The following is a 15,129-nucleotide window of genomic DNA, read 5'->3' on the forward strand; positions in this document are numbered from 1 at the left end:
GGATCAGGAGGCGGTCAGGCGGGTGCGCCAGCCGTGGCAGATCATGGGCATCACGACCAGGCCGTCCCGCATCTCGGCCGTCTCGCGGACCTTCGCCTCGATCAGGTCCGCGAGTTCGCGCTTCTGGCCGTCCGGCAGGGCGATGTACCTGCTGTAGGTGGCGAACATCGCGACGACCTCCTCGACGGTCAACTCGGCCGTCCAGGTGACGACATGAGCCTGCGGCGGCGCGAAGGGGACACCGTCGGGGAGCCACGGTCCGTCGGACATGCGCTGGATCAGGTCGCCGATCCAGTCGTCGTTGCCCATCTCGTCGTGGACGTAGGCGTCCAGCACGTCCACCCAGGGCACCCGCCGGTCGCGGCGGGTGTAGAGGATGCCGAGCGAGCCGCCCGGGGTGAGCACCCGGGCGATCTCGGGGAGCGTGAGGGCCGGGTCCATCCAGTGCCACGCCGAGGACACCGTGACCGCGGCGACCCGCGCGTCCGGCAGCGGAATGCGCTCGCCGAACCCGTGGAGCACCGTCGCCCGCGGGCAGACGCCGGTCAGCACCCGCCGCATGCGCGCGTCGGGTTCGACCGCCACGACGTCCTCGACCCGTTCGGCGAGCCACCGGGTCAGCAGCCCGGTCCCGGCGCCCAGGTCGAGCACCGAGGGGCAGTCCGCGGGCAGCAGCCAGTCGAGCATCCGGGCCGAGGGACCCACTCGGTAGCGGTCGTAGTCCCGTGCCGCGGCCCCGAAGGACAGGGCGAGGCTGGACAGTTCGGGCACGGCACTCCGTAGGTCGTCGGGCGCGGCCGTCGTACGGCCGGGAACAGGGCAGGACCGGCGCGGGACCGGACCTCGGGTACCGCGACCGCGCGGCCTCAGAGGCCGCGCAGCCCGGTGAGCACCCGCTCCAGCAGCGTGACGTCCGGTCGGCCCTCGGCGTACGTGGGCTGCTGGACGATGACGAAGCCGCTCTCGGCGAGGTCGCCCACCAGGACGCGGGTCACGCCGAGCGGGATGTTCATCAGCGCGGAGATCTCGGCCACCGATGTGAGGTTCATGCACAGCCGGCAGATCGCCTGCTGCTCGGGGAAGAACCGCACACCGCTCTCCCAGGCGAGAGCGGTCGTACCGACCAGGGCCTCCAGCGCGAAGTCGGTCCGCGCCGTCGTCCGGCCGCGGGTGACGGCGTACGGACGGACGAACGGCGAGTTGCGCCTTCGGTCTCGGTCTCCACTCACGAACGCACATCCTTCCGGGTGTGATTCGGACGGCCCATCGCGCCGGCCCTCAGCCGGCCAGCGCGTTCTGCAGTTCCCTGCGCACGTCGGGCGTGAGGACGTCGCCGGTCCGCTCGACCAGCAACGCCATCTCGTAACCGACGACCTTCATGTCGCAGGTCGGCGAGGCCAGCACCACCAGCACGGAGCCGTCGCTGACCGACATCAGGAAGAGGAATCCGTTCTCCATGTCGACGACGGTCTGCGTGACCACCCCGGCCTCGAAGAGCAGGGCCGCGCCCTGCGTCAGACTCGCCAGGCCCGAGGCCATCGCGGCGAGTTGCTCGCCGCGGTCCCTGGGCAGGGACGCGGAGGCCAGGAGTTGAACGCCGTCCGAGGAGATCACGACCGCGTGCGCGACTCCCGGCACCTGCTTCACGAAGTTGGCGATGAGCCAGTTCAGGTTCTGTGCTTCGTTGCTCAGATCGCTCATGGGTGTAGCTGCTTCCTATGCTGCCGAGGACGTCGTCCGACGGCGCTACGGACAGGGGAAACACGGGAAACACGGAGGTCGTGGGAGCTGTGAGTCCGCTCATAGCGGACCCGATCCGCCCGGCGTCCGGCCGGGCCCCTCGCGGTCGGACCCATCCTTACCCTGTCTGACCCCTTGGTGGAAGTTCGACAGCCGATCCCTCATCAGGTTCGCCGCGCGCGGGGCGGTGGGCGCCGCGTTCGGCTGCGGCACCGGGCCGCGCGGCCGCGCCTCGGCCGAGAGGTTGTTCAGGGGCACCCGCCGGGGCAGACCCTGGGCGGTCGTGCCTCCGGTCGCCTGGCCGCCCGTGTCCTCGGGTCCCGGCCGGGCCCACGAGGGTGCGGGGTGACCGGGGTTGCCCGGCGGCTGGGCCGGCGGGCGGGGTTGTGCCTGCGGCCGGAGCTGCGCCTGGGGTTGGGGCTGCGGCAGGGGCTGCGGACGCTGGACCGGCGGCTGGACCCGCTGGTGGGGCAGCGCCTGCGGCTGCGGCGGGACCTGCGGACGTACGTGCCCCTGCGGGGGCCGCGCCTGCTGCGGTCCCTGCCCGGCCGGCCACTGCGACCTCATCGCGTCGAAGATCGGTAACCGGTCGGACCCGTGCCCTTCCAGGCGTGCGACCGCCTCGGCCTCCTCCTCTTCCGAGGCGAACCACGAGAAGTCGCCGTCGGGGCCGCCGCCCTCCTCCTGGTCGTGGAACCACGGGAAGCCGCCGTCGGGCTGACCGGAGTGGCGGCCCGCCGGAACGTCGTCGTACGACCGGCCGCGCGAGGGCGTGCCCGCGGGCCCGTAGGGGTCGTCGAAGCGCGGGTCGCCCGCCTGTCCGGCCGCGACCCCGCTGCCCGGCAGCCCGGCCATCTCGCCGGTGTCGTACGGTCCGGGCCGCAGCGCCGACTGGTCGAAGACCTGCGGGCCGTCCACCTCCAGCTCGCTCGCGGACACCAGCAAAGTCAGTGGGATCCGGATGAGCGCGTTCAGGCCGGTCCTGCCCGTACTGGTCAGCCGTACCTGGATGCCGTACTTGGCCGCCAGCCGGCCGACCACGAACAGGCCCATGCGGCGGGAGGTCGCGACATCGAGGACCGGGGGCTCGGCGAGCCGCCGGTTGATCCGCTCCAGCTCCTCTGGCCGGATGCCGATGCCCGCGTCCGCGATGTCCAGGACCACATCGCCCGCGGTGAGCATCTTGGCGCCCACCAGCACCTGGGTCTCGGGGCCGGAGAACGTCGTGGCGTTCTCGATGATCTCGGCCATCAGGTGGACGACGTCGGTGGCGGCATGTCCGACCACCGCCACGTCGGGCAGTTCGTAGAGCACCACGCGCTCGTACTGCTCGACCTCGGCGGTCGCGGCGCGGACCAGGTCGAACAGCGACACCGGCTGGTCCCAGCGGCGGCTCTGCTCCTCGCCCGCGAGCACCAGCAGGTTCTCGTTGTTGCGGCGCATGCGGGTGGCGAGGTGGTCGAGCTGGAACAGGGCGGTGAGCTGGCCGGGGTCCTGCTCGCTGTTCTCCAGGTCGTCGATGAGCTGGAGTTGGCGCAGCACCAGGCTCTCACTGCGCCGCGAGAGGTTGGTGAAGATCGCGTTGACGTTGGAGCGCATCCGCGCCTGCTCGGTGGCGAGCCGGACCGCCTCGAAGTGCACGCGGTCGAAGGCGCGCGCGACCTGGCCGACCTCGTCCTGCGACTGCACCTCGATCGGCTCGACCCGTACCGGCCGGTCCGTCTCCGAGGGGTTCACGTCGCGCAGTCGGCGGACCGCGCCCGGCAGCCGGTTGTCGGCCACGTCCAGTGCGGACACCCGCAGTTGGCGCAGCGGCCGGACCACGGACCTGGCCAGGATCAGCGCGCCGAGGAAGGACAGCGCGACCACGGCGACGATGATGGCGATGTTCTGGTAGAGCTGGGTGCGCACGGCCGACAGCAGGTGCGAGGACCGGTCGTTGAGGTCCGCCACGGTCTGCCGTTCGACGGTGCGTACGGCGTCGAGCTTGTCGGTGATCTGCTGGAACGCGGTGGCCTTGGTGATGCCGAGGCTGTCGAGCGGGATGTCCTCCTGCGCGGCGGTGGCGACCACCTGGATGGTGCCGTCGGCCGCGCCGACTTTGTCGCCGCTGACCGTCGACTGGTACAGGTTGAGCAGCGAGGTCGACGCGTTGTTCGTGAAGGTGCCGTTGGCGGTCTCGAAGTGCGCCTGCTCGATGTTCTCCTTGAGCTCCAGTGTGAAGCCGCGGTCGAGCGCGTCGACGATGAAGCCGCGTTCGCTCGACGTCTGCTGCTCGATCTGCTCGATCGAGGCGAGCGTGGTGACCAGGCTGCCGAGCGTGTGGTCGGAGCCGACCGCCGCGAGCTGCTGGCTGAAGTCCAGCAGATTGCCGATGATCGTGCTGTAGGCGCTGAAGGTCGGCGTGTTGGCGCCGTGGGCGAGGCCCTTGGTCGAGGCGCGCAGCGGGGTCAGGTCACCGAGCCGGGCCTCGGCGCGCACGCCGATCAGGCGTACGGCGGCGGGCAGCGCGTCGACGCTGCTCCGGTGTTCGTCCAGGCTCTGGCCGAACGCCTTCACCTGCGCGTTGGTGGCCTGTTGCGCCGCCGCGAGCTTGTCGTCCTTGGCGGTACCCGACCCGGTGAGTGCCAACTGGGTGAGGTCGCGTTCGTCGTCGAGCGCGCTGACCAGCGTGGACACCTGTCGGGCGAGTTGCGCCTGCCCTTGGATATGGGCCGCGCTCCGGAGGTTGCCGACCGCGGAGAACACGCGCACGCCCGCCAGCGGAATGATCGCGATCAGCGGGACGAGCACGAGGAGCAGCATGCGATTGCGCAGCCGCCAGTCACCGAGCTTGCGTTTGGTCCAGAGCCTGGAGCCGAGCCCGGTGAGGGGGGAGATCCATTTCGGTGCGGGCGCGCGACCCCGTCTCCGCGCGCTCGTCATGCCGTCGCCGCATCGTGCTGTGTCAAGCGGTCCCCGCATGTCAACGGATTGCCGGCTCCGTGAGACCGCTGGTCTTCCATTCACTAACCCTTAACCCTCATAACGCCGCCGCATGGCGCGGCGACGCTTGATTATCCGGTTCACCGCGATGAGACGTTCGGCTCCGACCGCATACCACTGCGTACCAGGTCGGAGGCTCTTTGTGTCTGTTCACTTCCACGCCCTCTGCGGGAACTTTATTGCAGCACACGCGTGCCCGCAGGAGCAAAGGGTTGCGCTACTGACTTAACGTGGCCTCACCGCCGCCCACTCCCCCAGTCCAGTGGTCGGATCGGTCGAAATCGGACCCACCGAAAGCGGCGGCGATACGAGGTGTCCGACGGCATGATAGGTGCACAGGAGGGCATATATTTCCTGCTGCACGAGTTCAGGGCTTTTCGACCGTAATAGCACCCGTGGCCCGGTGATCTGCTCGACGAAGTGGGCGACCCCGTCACCGCTCGCGACGGCCGCCTGTTCGTAGCGGGCCCTGATCTCGTCGGCCGGCACCGTGCTGTCGAGTACCGAGGTGACCAGCAGCGGAGCGCCCAGCACCGGTCCCGCGGCGGCGGCTCGCGCGGCCGTGCGGTCGCCGCACGGCACCACCCGGACCGCGGTCCCCGGCCCCGGACCTTCGCCGGGACCGGCGTCCGTCGCCAGTTCCGACAGGTAGGAGCCGTCGGGGAGTTCGCGCATCACCGGCAGTGAGTACGGGGCGGGTCCGAGGCCGCCGGAGCGCCAGATCTGGTCGGCGCCGGTCTCGGCCAGCGCCGACCACAGCGCGACCGGGATCAGTTCCTCGTCGCCGACCACCAGCGCCCGCTTGTCGAGAAGGTCTTCCGGCCACTGCGCGAGCAGGCCCTCGGCGCCTTCCTCGGCCCGGGGCGTGATGGCCGCGACCGCCGAGACGCGCAGCCGGCAGTCGGTGAGCGAGGACACCCACACGTCGAGCGACCGGTGCTTGTCCAACCGGGGCGCCGTGGTGTCGGGGGAGCCGTAACCTGCCCTGTTCGCGGGGGTGTCCGGCACTTCCATCGCGACGCTCTCGTAGACGAAGACCCGCTCGCCGTCCAGCCGGGTCCCGTGGCCCGCGGCGTCGGCGAGGTGGCCGCAGAGCGCCTTGAGGGGTTCGACGCCGAGCCGCATGCGGGCCCGCGCGATGGCGGCCGCGCTGGCCACGTCGCCCGATCCGCCGACGCCTGCGCCCGGGAACATCTCGGGCAGACCGCCGGTGAGTTTGGCGAGCACCTCCTCATAAGAGGAGGCCCCGAAGAGCCACATCGCCAGAACGAAATACATCATGAGCTGTGCGGGCAGGAGACGCCTGCGGCGCTCTCGGCGCTCGGTTTTGTCCACGAGCCGGTCCATCACATCCGGCCGGAAAGTCTCCACGAGCATGCGCAGTGCGAGCCGGTCGGGAAGATGCGTTTCAGGCGATATGTCGAGATGGCGAAACGTCATTCGCCAGAAGCTACCCCCGGAGAACCCTCCGCGTCTAACCCACTATGGATAGTCGGGAGAAAGAGGCACTAGACGGAATTTCTCCGGACAACGACGTCGACGGAGAGTGAGGTCAGCGGCCTCCGGACGCTTAAGTCAATGCACCCTTGTTCGACGAGGTTGGTGTCTGCCCGTCGGTTCTGGCAGCCTCACTCGCGTGGCAAGCGAATCCCAGCACGGGCACAGCAATGGTCTAGTCAAATCGCCGCAACCGACGACATCGCCTATCGCGATGCGCGACGTGTGCAAGTCCTTCAGTACCCCGCAGGGCGGAAATCATGACGTCCTGCGCAACATCGATTTCACCGTCAGGCCCGGAGAGTTCACCGCGGTCGTGGGTCCCACCGGATGCGGGAAATCGACGACTCTCTCGTTGATCTCCGGCATGGAACGTCCGGACAGCGGTGAGGTGCTCGTCGACGGGCGCCCGGTGGAGGGCATTGGCAAGGACGTCGGGTTCGTCTTCCAGACGGACGCGGTGTTCCCCTGGAAGACCGTCATCGGCAACGTCGCGGCGGGTCCGCGCTTCCGGGGCGCGTCCCGCAAGGAGGCGCACGCCGCCGCGGCCGAGTGGATCCGCCGGGTGGGCCTCGCCGGGTTCGAGCGGTACCACCCGCACCAGCTCTCCGGCGGAATGCGCAAGAGGGTGGCGCTCGCGCAGACGATGATCAACGAGCCGCGGGTGCTGCTGATGGACGAGCCCTTCTCCGGGCTCGATGTGCAGACCCGTCAGATCATGTCCGACGAACTGCTCTCGCTCTGGGACCTGACCCGGCCCTCGGTCGTGTTCGTCACGCACGACCTGGAGGAGGCGATCTCGCTCGCCGACAAGGTCGTGGTGCTGACGGCGGGACCGGCCACCGTGAAGGAGGAGTTCGAGATCGATCTCCCCCGGCCGCGCAATCCCCGCGAGATCCGGCACACTCCCGAATTCGTCAAGCTCCACGAACGGGTCTGGCAGGCGCTGCGGGACGAGGTGCAGCTCGCGTACTCCCGCACGGCCGCGCGGCCCGAGACCGTGTCGGCCGAGACCGTGGCGCCCGAATCGGCGGCCTGAACCATCCGTACGGAAGAGGCATGAGCCTATGAAGACCGACACCGCGACCGGGTCGGCGACCGACGAGATCCTCGCGCGACCCGAACCGCCGAAGAGCGACGCCGGAGCGGCCCGCGCCGCGCTGGCCAGGCGACAACGGGCCAGGCGCCGCGTGTGGGTCAACGTTGTCAGGGCCGCCGTCCTCGCCGCGTTCATCGGCCTGTGGCAGGTGCTCGCCTCGACGGAGGTCGTCGACCCGTTCTATTCCGGCAAGCCGTCGGGCATCTGCTCGAAGCTGTGGGGCTGGGTGCGCGACGGTACGTCGCAGGGGCCGCTGTGGGACCAGGTGTGGGTGACGTTGCAGGAGACCCTGATGGGCTTCGGCATCGGGGTCACCCTGGGTGTCGTCCTCGGCATCGTGCTGGGCCGGCTGCGCTTCCTGGCCGATGTCTTCGCCCCCTACATCAAGACCCTGAACTCGATCCCGCGCATCCTGCTGGGCTCGGTGTTCGCGATCTGGTTCGGTCTCGGCATCAGCTCCAAGGTCATGCTGGCCGCCGTACTGGTCTTCTTCGGCGTGTTCTTCAACGCCTTCCAGGGCGCCCGCGAGGTGGACCGCAATCTCCTCGCCAACGCCCGCATCCTCGGCGCGAGCAACACCCGGGTGACCTTGCACGTGGTCGTCCCGTCCGCGCTGAGCTGGATCACCACCAGCCTGCACGTGGCCTTCGGCTTCGCCATCACCGGCGCGATCGTGGGCGAACTGCTCGGGGCGCAGCAGGGCCTCGGGCTGCTCATCTTCCAGGCGCAGGCCAACTTCGATCCCAACGGGGTCTACGCGGGACTCGTCATCACCGCCGCGTTCGCGCTGGCGGCCGAGGGACTGATCTCGCTGCTGGAGCGGTGGCTGCTGAGCTGGCAGCCGCGTCCGCAGAAGTCCGGAGCGCAGGCGTGACCGCCGTGACCGGCGACAGCACCGCCGGGACCGGGGCCGCCTCCGGCACTCCCGCCCTCCCCGCCCATTCCGCCATCCCCCCGACGGTCAACCGCCCCGCGGCGACTCGCGGCCCGCGGCACGACCCGAGACGGCGCACGACCCACCCGCTTCCGAGGAGAAGACAACGCACATGTGGCACAAGAAGATCGTTCTCGCAGCCGCGACGGTAGTCCTGGCGACAGGCGTGACGGCCTGCTCGGACAGCAAGTCCGACAAGACCACCGACGCGGCGAGCGCGGGGTCGCTGGAGACGGTGACGATCGCCCTGTCGAACCAGGCGAACCAGAGTTACCTCCCGCTGATCCTGGCGCAGCGGATGGGCTACTTCACGAAGCAGGGTCTGAACGTGAAGATCGCCAACCTCCAGGGCACGCCGCAGGTCTCCGACGCGCTGCTCAAGGGTGACGCCCAGGGCATGATCGGCTTCTACGACTCGAACCTCAAGCTCCAGCTCAAGGGCAAGAACACCCAGGCGGTCGTCCAGCTCCTCCAGGCGCCCGGCATGGTCGAGATGGCCCGTACGAACGCGCCGTCGATCAAGTCGCCCGCGGACCTCAAGGGCAAGAACGTCGGCGTCACCTCGCTCGGTTCCGCCAGTTCCACCATCGCCTCGTACCTCGCGATCCACAACAACATCGCGGTGGCCGACACCCACTTGGTGGCGGTGGCGGCCGGTGCCACCTTCGTGGCGGCCTTCGAGCACAACCGGATCGACGCGGGTGTCACCACCGAACCGACCATTTCGACGCTGCTCAAGAAGCAGCTCGGGACGATCATCGCGGACATGCGCACCGCGGCGGGCACCAAGGCCGCGCTCGGCGGCCCGTACCCCGGCACCGCGCTGACCGTCCAGACGGCGTGGGCCAACAGCCACAAGGAGACCGTCCAGAAGATGGTCAACGCCGTCTACCAGACGCTCCAGTGGATGGAGGCCCACTCGGCCGCGGAGATCACCGAGCAGGTCCCGGCCGACTTCTACGCGGGCAGCGGCAAGGACCAGTACGTCCAGGCGCTGGCCAACGAGATGGGCATGTACAACCCGACCGGCCAGATGCCGGCCGACGCCCCGCAGACGGTGCTCCGCGTCCTGACCGCGGTCGACCCGAAAGTGAAGGGCAAGACGATCGACCTGTCGAAGACGTACACCGACGAGTACGTCCAGAAGGCGGCCCAGGACCACTCCGCGTCCTGACCCCCCGGTCCCCCCAGGGCCCCTGCCCGGCGCGCCCCCGCCGCCCAGGGGCCCTGTGCCGTTCCCCGCCGCGCCTCCGCCCGGTCAGCGCTCCCGGCCGCGCGCTTTCAGCGGGCCCGGCGGGAGGGCGGGGGCGGACAGGCGCTCGCCGTCGTAGCCGTGGACGTCGCCGAAGCGGGTGGCGGACTGCCAGGCGGTACGGGCCTCGGTGATCTCCTCGCTGGTGCGGGCGACGAAGTTCCACCACATGATGATGCGTTCGGCGAAGGGCTCGCCGCCCAGCAGCATGAGGGAGGCGGGGGTGTCGGCGCGCAGGGGGAGTTCGCGGCGGCCGCAGCCGAGGTAGAGCAGGGAGCCGGGGGTGAGGGGGACGCCGTCGACGTGGGATTCGCCGGACATGGTGAGGACGGCGTACTCGAAGTCGGGGTCGAGCGGGAGCCGGGCGTCGGTACCGGCGGCGAGGGTGAGGTCGGCGCCGACGAGCGGGGTGTGGATCGTGCCGGGCGAGGCGGCGCCGTCGAGGTCGCCGAGGATGACGGTGGCGTGGAGTCCGCCGCCGCCGGTGACCTCGGGGAGTACGGGGTGGTGCTCGAAGGAGGGCGCGGTGTCGCGGGTGGCGTCGGGCAGGGCGACCCAGAGCTGGGCGCCGTGCAGGTAGCGGGCGTGGTCGCGCGGTGATTCCTCGGAGTGGGCGATGGCCCGGCCCGAGGTCATCAGGCCCAGCTCGCGGGGGCGCACCGTCTGGAGGCTGCCGAGGCTGTCGCGGTGCAGGACCTCGCCGTCGTGCAGCCAGCTGACGGTCTGCAAGCCCATGTGCGGATGGGGCGGCACCTGCATGCCGGGCTCGTCGGCGATGTCGTCGGGCCCGTAATGGTCAACAAAGCACCAAGCGCCGACCATGCGCCGCCCGAGGTTGGGGAGCAGCCGCCGTACCTCGGTGCTCTCGCCGAGCTGGACGGTGCGGCCGGCGAGCAGGTCGCGGACCGGGGCGGCGGAGACGTCGGCGCGCCCGCCGCAGCGGGTGGCGGCGGGCGTCGTGTCGAGATTGCTCATGGTGCCGATCATGCCGCGCGCGACCGCCCGAAGCGAGGAGGGGACCGGGCGGTCGCGCGGGTTAGGGGGTCCGTCGGCCCCGGGCGGCAGGAGTCCCGAGGCCAGGGGCCGGGCGGGCGGTTACCGGGCGGGCGGCGCGGAGTGGGCGGGGTGGATGCCGTGCACGAGGTCGCGGGCCTCGCTGACGTACATCTCCCGGTCGCCGAGCGTCAGGCCGGGGAAGTAGTCCTTGAGCCTGGTCACGACCTGCTGCTCCGACTCGTGGCACTCACGCAGCAGAAAGATCGCCTTGCGCAGGATGTCGCCGTCCATGGGGACCGCCCTTCACTACCCCCGCGGGCCCGTCGCCCTCGGACGATTCCCATCATGACTCCACGAATGTCACCTCTTGGGCAACGGCGTGTACTGGCTCTGCAAAAGATCCACCAGCTTTTCCGGCACGTCCGCGAGGCATCCCCGAAGCCGCTCCCCCAGCGCCTTGGCCTGCGGATCGGCCCTGGTGGAAGCGGCGACGCCGTCGCCGAGCAGCCCGTGCACGACGAAGTTCACCGCGCGCAGATTCGGCAGTTCCCAGCGGCTCACCGGCAGCGTCGCGGTCTCCGGCAGCAGGGCCCGCAGCCGGGGTACGTCCAGATACGCGCGCAGCCACGCGTACCCCTCGTCGTCCCGTGCCCACAGCCCGACGTTCGCGTCGCCGCCCTTGTCCCCCGAGCGCGCCCCGACGACGGTCCCGAGCGGCAGCCGTACCGTCCGGCCGAAGGGCTCGGGCGGCCCGGTCCGCGCCTGGCGGGGCGCGGGTCCGGTGACCGGCGACACCAGCGGCGGCGGTACGGGGCCGGAGTCGGGCACCGGAGCCGGCCGTCCCTCGCGGAGGTCGGTGGCGCCGTGCGGCGGGCGCGGTACGGGCAGCCGGGTGCCGTCGGCGAGCACGGTCACGGCGGTGACCTCGTCGGCGGCCACCAGCGCGGGCCAGTACACGCCGTACTCGGTGGGGCGCGGCGAGGCGTGCTCCAGGTAGAGCCCGGGGTAGCCGGCCAGCGCGGAGCCCGCGACGTCGGTGAAGAAGCCGCGGCCGACGGTGTCGAGGTCCGGGTCCTTGACGGTGAGCGTCAACCGGTCGGCCTCGCCGCCGTGTTCGCGCCGCAGGTCGTACCCGGCGAAGCGGCCCGGCCCGCCGGTCGCGTCGCGCAGGGTGGCCTCGGCGAAGTCCGCCTTCGCGTCGAGGTCGAGGCCGGTGAGCACGAAGGTAGCGGAATTGCGGTAGCCGCCGCGGTGGTTGAGGCAGACCTTGAGGGTGTCGGGCGCGGGCTCGCCCGCGACCGGGCCGACGGAGACCCGGTCGGGGCCCTGCTGGATGAGCCGGACGGTGTCGAAGCGGGCCACGACGTCGGTGTTGAGGTAGCCGGGTCCGCCGATCTCGTACAGGAGTTGGGCGGTGACGGTGCCGATGGTGACGGCGCCGCCGGTGCCGGGGTGCTTGGTGATGACGCTGGAGCCGTCGGCGTGGATCTCGGCGATCGGGAAGCCGGGGTGCACCGGGTCGGGGATCTCGGTGAAGAAGGAGTAGTTGCCGCCGGTGGCCTGGGTGCCGCACTCGATGATGTGGCCCGCGGTGACGGCGCCCGCCAGCCGGTCCCAGTCGTCGAGCGCCCACTCGAAGGCCCAGGCGGCGGGCCCGACGACCAGCGAGGCGTCGGTGACCCGGCCGCAGATCACCACGTCGGCGCCGCCGCGCAGCGCCTGCGCGATGCCCCAGCCGCCGAGGTACGCGTTGGCGGTGACCGGCTCGACGCCGGAGCCCGCCAGCGGGCGGCCGGTGGCCAGGTGCGCGAAGTCGTGGCCGCGGGACTGGAGTTCGGGCAGCCGGTCCAGCAGGTCGTCGCCCTCGACGTACGCCACGGACGGGTGCAGGCCGCCGACCGCGGCCAACTCGGCGAGTTTGGCGGCCAGTCCCGCCGGGTTGAGGCCGCCCGCGTTGACGACGATCTTGATGCCGCGCTCCAGGCAGGTGCCGAGCACCTCGCGCATCTGGGCGAGGAAGGAGACCGCGTAGCCGCCGTCCGGGTCGCGCTGCCGCGCCTTCCACAGCAGCAGCATGGTCAGTTCGGCCAGGTAGTCGCCGGTGAGGACGTCGATGGGGCCGCCCTCGACCATCTCGCGGGCGGCCGACAGCCGGTCACCGTAGTAGCCGGAGCAGTTCGCGATCCGCAGCGGCGCCCCGCGCTCCCGCTGCGCCCGCGGTGCCCGCCGGTCCTGTCGCGTCTGGGGCGCCTGCGGTACCCGGGGCGCCTGGTGTGCCGTCATCCCACACTCCCGTCACTCCCCCGTCTCACCGAACCGGGACGATCATCTTGCCGGTGTCCGCGCCGCGCAAGACCACCAGGGGGCGCGCCCGGGGCGGGTCCGGCGGCCGGTGGTTGAATCGGCTCCATGAACGAGCCCACACCGCGACCCCCGCTGTCCGCCGACGAGATCATCGACATCGTGGACGAGCACGACCGGGTCGTCGGCAGGTCGCCGCGCGGCGAGGCGTACGCCAAGGGCCTGCGGCACCGCTGCGTCTTCATCCTGGCCAGGGACGCCGAGGACCGGATCTTCGTGCACCGCCGCACCACGGAGAAGCTGGTCTTCCCCTCCCTCTACGACATGTTCGTCGGCGGTGTCGTCGGCGCGGGCGAGTCCTACGAGGAGGCGGCGCTGCGCGAGGCGGAGGAGGAACTGGGGGTGAGCGGACTGCCGCGCCCCGAGCCGCTGTTCCGATTCCTCTACGAGGACGGGCCGCGGACGTGGTGGTCGTCGGTCTACCAGGTGCGGTGCACACTGCCGGTCGCCCCGCAGGCCGAGGAGGTGGCCTGGCACACCTTCCTCACCGAGGAGGAGCTGGCCGCCAGGCTCACCGAGTGGGAGTGGGTGCCGGACGGCCTCGACGGCTACCGCAGGCTGCTCGAATGGCGTGCGACGCACGGGAGTTGACCGCCCGGCGGCTCAACCCGCGACCAGGAGACCGGCGATGACCGAGGCGCAGTTGGCGGCGACCGAGGCCGCGTACGGCAACGGGCCCCGCAGCCGCAGCAGTCGGCCGAGCAGCAGACCCTCCACGAGGCAGACCGCGCTCTCGGCGACGGCGAAGGCGGGCCAGTACGCGGCGCCGTGCGTCTGCCGCAGGAACCACCACAGCGGCGGGTGCGTCACACAGTTGACCATGACGGCCGCGAGAGCGGTCCGCGTCGGTCGGACGGCGGACGCCGCGGTGACCGCCGCGACGTAGCAGGGCACCTCGACGAGCAGGGTCAGGGCGAGGGCCAGCGGATACGGCACGGGCGGATCGTGCCACGGGGAGGGGACGAGTGGCCAGCGCGGTGGGGGCGCCCCTGGTGGGCGGTGCGGGCACGGGCGATACGGGCACGGCCGATACGGGACGCGCGGGGCGTACGCTGCCGGTCGCCGGTTTCGTCCTGGCGGCGGCGGTGGCGCTCGCCGTCTCGCTGCGGCTGCCCGCGGGCACGGCCGTGGTGGGCCTCGCGGTCTTCGGCATTCTGCACAATGTGCTCGAACTGCGGTACGTGACCGGCCGGTTCGAAGGCGTCCTGCACGGCCCGTTCCTGCGGCTGCTGGGCGCGCTCATCACCGGCATCGTCGTGTGCCGCCTGCTGCCGCCGTCCTCGGGCACCCGTACCGCCGAGATCCTGCTCGCGTACGTGCTGCTCGCCGCGGCCTGCGTGCACGCGCTGCGGACCAGGCCCGTACCGCTGGCCGCCTCCTGCGCGCTGCTGGCGGGCGCCGCCATGGCGTCGCTGGCTTTCCCCGCCTACCACTTCGTGGTGCTGGCCCATCTGCACAATGTGGTGCCGCTGCTCTTCTTGTGGGAGTGGTCGCGCGCCATGCCGCGCGGCCGTGCCGCCTTCCGGGCGGTGCAGTGCGGGTGGGTGCTGGTGGTCCCCGCGCTGCTGCTGTCCGGCGCCCTCGACGGGCTGCTCGGCGCGGGCTCGGGCTGGACGGACCGGCTGGCGCTGTCGTACACCCCGCCCGCCTGGCAGCACACGCACGCCGGGCTGCGCTTCGTCGCGGTCTTCGCCTTCCTCCAGACCATGCATTACGTGGTGTGGGTGTGGTTCATGCCGCGGTACGCGCCGGACGCGACCGCGGCGTTCGAGCGCCGCGCGCCCGTGCTGCGCGGTGTCCGGGCCTGGGCGCTGGGGCTCGGCGGGGCGGCGGCCCTGTCGGTGCTGTTCGTCAGCGACTACACGCGGGGCAGGTCGCTGTACGCGGCGGTGGCCAGCTACCACGCGTATCTGGAGTTCCCGGTGCTGCTGATGCTGGTGCTGGGGCTCGGGGAGCGGGGCCGGGCGGCCGGGGCGGACCTGACCGGGACGAGGCCGACCGGGACGAGGCCGACCGGGACGAGCGCGACCGAAGAGAGGCCGCCCGAGAAGAGCCCGCCCGCAATGGGCGCGACCGAAGGGAGCGCGACCGACGCGCGTGCGACCGACGGAAGGAAGGAGTCCTCCGATGCTGCTCGCTGACGTCGCGCCACCGCAGGACGGTGGCGGCGGCTCCGCAGGCCATGTGGTGATCGCCGTGGTCGGCGTGGTGCTGCTGGCCGCGGTGCTCGCCGTGATCATCGCGGCGGTCTCCCGCCGGAAGTGA

At 71.3% G+C, this 15,129-nt stretch carries 15 protein-coding genes; 6 read left to right on the forward strand and 9 right to left on the reverse strand.

Annotation, left to right across the window (positions count from 1 at the left end; all coding sequences use genetic code 11):
- Positions 1 to 3: 3 nt before the first annotated feature.
- The 5 genes from ACFY9V_RS12820 to ACFY9V_RS12840 all read right to left on the reverse strand — a co-directional run bounded on the left by ACFY9V_RS12820 (position 4) and on the right by ACFY9V_RS12840 (position 6,165).
- Entirely contained in the window at positions 4 to 771 is a 768-nt protein-coding gene (locus tag ACFY9V_RS12820) for a methyltransferase domain-containing protein (RefSeq protein WP_391048459.1), read from the reverse strand.
- A 95-nt stretch (positions 772 to 866) separates the two neighbouring features.
- Entirely contained in the window at positions 867 to 1,229 is a 363-nt protein-coding gene (locus ACFY9V_RS12825) for a DUF742 domain-containing protein (RefSeq protein WP_188283832.1), read from the reverse strand.
- A gap of 49 nt (positions 1,230 to 1,278) precedes the next feature.
- The gene (locus tag ACFY9V_RS12830; RefSeq protein ID WP_355333321.1) at positions 1,279 to 1,701 is read right to left on the reverse strand and encodes a roadblock/LC7 domain-containing protein; all 423 of its coding nucleotides are present in this window, start codon (positions 1,699 to 1,701) and stop codon (positions 1,279 to 1,281) included.
- A gap of 99 nt (positions 1,702 to 1,800) precedes the next feature.
- The gene (locus ACFY9V_RS12835; RefSeq protein WP_391161233.1) at positions 1,801 to 4,665 is read right to left on the reverse strand and encodes a nitrate- and nitrite sensing domain-containing protein; all 2,865 of its coding nucleotides are present in this window, start codon (positions 4,663 to 4,665) and stop codon (positions 1,801 to 1,803) included.
- 285 nt (positions 4,666 to 4,950) lie between these two features.
- Complete coding sequence (locus ACFY9V_RS12840) at positions 4,951 to 6,165, reverse strand: transposase domain-containing protein (protein ID WP_391161235.1); 1,215 nt, start codon at positions 6,163 to 6,165, stop codon at positions 4,951 to 4,953.
- Between the two features lie 271 nt (positions 6,166 to 6,436).
- On the opposite strand from ACFY9V_RS12840, the gene ACFY9V_RS12845 reads away from it, so the two are divergent.
- From ACFY9V_RS12845 to ACFY9V_RS12855, 3 genes are all read left to right on the forward strand, one after another.
- The gene (locus tag ACFY9V_RS12845) at positions 6,437 to 7,261 is read left to right on the forward strand and encodes an ATP-binding cassette domain-containing protein (RefSeq protein ID WP_391048467.1); all 825 of its coding nucleotides are present in this window, start codon (positions 6,437 to 6,439) and stop codon (positions 7,259 to 7,261) included.
- Between the two features lie 28 nt (positions 7,262 to 7,289).
- Complete coding sequence (locus ACFY9V_RS12850; protein ID WP_391048469.1) at positions 7,290 to 8,195, forward strand: ABC transporter permease subunit; 906 nt, start codon at positions 7,290 to 7,292, stop codon at positions 8,193 to 8,195.
- A gap of 172 nt (positions 8,196 to 8,367) precedes the next feature.
- Positions 8,368 to 9,429, forward strand: a complete 1,062-nt coding sequence (locus ACFY9V_RS12855) for an ABC transporter substrate-binding protein (RefSeq protein ID WP_391161239.1) — start codon at positions 8,368 to 8,370, stop codon at positions 9,427 to 9,429.
- Positions 9,430 to 9,513: 84 nt separating this feature from the next.
- On the opposite strand, the gene ACFY9V_RS12860 is transcribed toward ACFY9V_RS12855, so the two are convergent.
- The 3 genes from ACFY9V_RS12860 to ACFY9V_RS12870 all read right to left on the reverse strand — a co-directional run bounded on the left by ACFY9V_RS12860 (position 9,514) and on the right by ACFY9V_RS12870 (position 12,786).
- Positions 9,514 to 10,482, reverse strand: a complete 969-nt coding sequence (locus ACFY9V_RS12860) for a pirin family protein (RefSeq protein WP_391161241.1) — start codon at positions 10,480 to 10,482, stop codon at positions 9,514 to 9,516.
- Between the two features lie 120 nt (positions 10,483 to 10,602).
- Complete coding sequence (locus ACFY9V_RS12865; protein ID WP_188283824.1) at positions 10,603 to 10,794, reverse strand: hypothetical protein; 192 nt, start codon at positions 10,792 to 10,794, stop codon at positions 10,603 to 10,605.
- 69 nt (positions 10,795 to 10,863) lie between these two features.
- Positions 10,864 to 12,786, reverse strand: a complete 1,923-nt coding sequence (locus ACFY9V_RS12870; RefSeq protein ID WP_391161243.1) for an acyclic terpene utilization AtuA family protein — start codon at positions 12,784 to 12,786, stop codon at positions 10,864 to 10,866.
- A gap of 126 nt (positions 12,787 to 12,912) precedes the next feature.
- Here ACFY9V_RS12870 and ACFY9V_RS12875 point away from each other — a divergent pair, with 126 nt between their 5' ends.
- Positions 12,913 to 13,455, forward strand: coding sequence for an NUDIX domain-containing protein (locus tag ACFY9V_RS12875; RefSeq protein WP_391161245.1), 543 nt, complete (start codon positions 12,913 to 12,915; stop codon positions 13,453 to 13,455).
- A 12-nt stretch (positions 13,456 to 13,467) separates the two neighbouring features.
- On the opposite strand, the gene ACFY9V_RS12880 is transcribed toward ACFY9V_RS12875, so the two are convergent.
- Positions 13,468 to 13,800, reverse strand: a complete 333-nt coding sequence (locus tag ACFY9V_RS12880; RefSeq protein WP_391161247.1) for a hypothetical protein — start codon at positions 13,798 to 13,800, stop codon at positions 13,468 to 13,470.
- A gap of 29 nt (positions 13,801 to 13,829) precedes the next feature.
- On the opposite strand from ACFY9V_RS12880, the gene ACFY9V_RS12885 reads away from it, so the two are divergent.
- Both ACFY9V_RS12885 and ACFY9V_RS12890 read left to right on the forward strand, forming a co-directional pair.
- Positions 13,830 to 15,005, forward strand: a complete 1,176-nt coding sequence (locus tag ACFY9V_RS12885; protein ID WP_391161250.1) for a hypothetical protein — start codon at positions 13,830 to 13,832, stop codon at positions 15,003 to 15,005.
- Positions 14,992 to 15,129 carry a hypothetical protein gene (locus ACFY9V_RS12890; RefSeq protein WP_355333343.1) on the forward strand — a complete coding sequence of 46 codons (138 nt, stop codon included), beginning with the start codon at positions 14,992 to 14,994 and terminating at the stop codon, positions 15,127 to 15,129. The genes ACFY9V_RS12885 and ACFY9V_RS12890 overlap by 14 nt, the downstream gene beginning before the upstream one ends.

Origin of the sequence: Streptomyces sp. NPDC008317 (assembly GCF_042955955.1) — a bacterium.
In the GTDB taxonomy this organism is placed as follows: Bacteria; Actinomycetota; Actinomycetes; order Streptomycetales; family Streptomycetaceae; genus Actinacidiphila.

Excerpts from the sequence above, each read along its gene's own strand:
- ACFY9V_RS12855 (WP_391161239.1), top strand. The coding sequence starts at position 8,368 with ATGTGGCACAAGAAGATCGTTCTCGCAGCCGCGACGGTAGTCCTGGCG.
- ACFY9V_RS12875 (WP_391161245.1), top strand. The coding sequence starts at position 12,913 with ATGAACGAGCCCACACCGCGACCCCCGCTGTCCGCCGACGAGATCATC.
- ACFY9V_RS12845 (WP_391048467.1), top strand. The coding sequence starts at position 6,437 with ATGCGCGACGTGTGCAAGTCCTTCAGTACCCCGCAGGGCGGAAATCAT.
- ACFY9V_RS12830 (WP_355333321.1), bottom strand. The coding sequence starts at position 1,701 with ATGAGCGATCTGAGCAACGAAGCACAGAACCTGAACTGGCTCATCGCC.
- ACFY9V_RS12870 (WP_391161243.1), bottom strand. The coding sequence starts at position 12,786 with ATGACGGCACACCAGGCGCCCCGGGTACCGCAGGCGCCCCAGACGCGA.
- ACFY9V_RS12835 (WP_391161233.1), bottom strand. The coding sequence starts at position 4,665 with ATGACGAGCGCGCGGAGACGGGGTCGCGCGCCCGCACCGAAATGGATC.
- ACFY9V_RS12840 (WP_391161235.1), bottom strand. The coding sequence starts at position 6,165 with ATGACGTTTCGCCATCTCGACATATCGCCTGAAACGCATCTTCCCGAC.
- ACFY9V_RS12860 (WP_391161241.1), bottom strand. The coding sequence starts at position 10,482 with ATGAGCAATCTCGACACGACGCCCGCCGCCACCCGCTGCGGCGGGCGC.
- ACFY9V_RS12850 (WP_391048469.1), top strand. The coding sequence starts at position 7,290 with ATGAAGACCGACACCGCGACCGGGTCGGCGACCGACGAGATCCTCGCG.
- ACFY9V_RS12890 (WP_355333343.1), top strand. The coding sequence starts at position 14,992 with ATGCTGCTCGCTGACGTCGCGCCACCGCAGGACGGTGGCGGCGGCTCC.
- ACFY9V_RS12865 (WP_188283824.1), bottom strand. The coding sequence starts at position 10,794 with ATGGACGGCGACATCCTGCGCAAGGCGATCTTTCTGCTGCGTGAGTGC.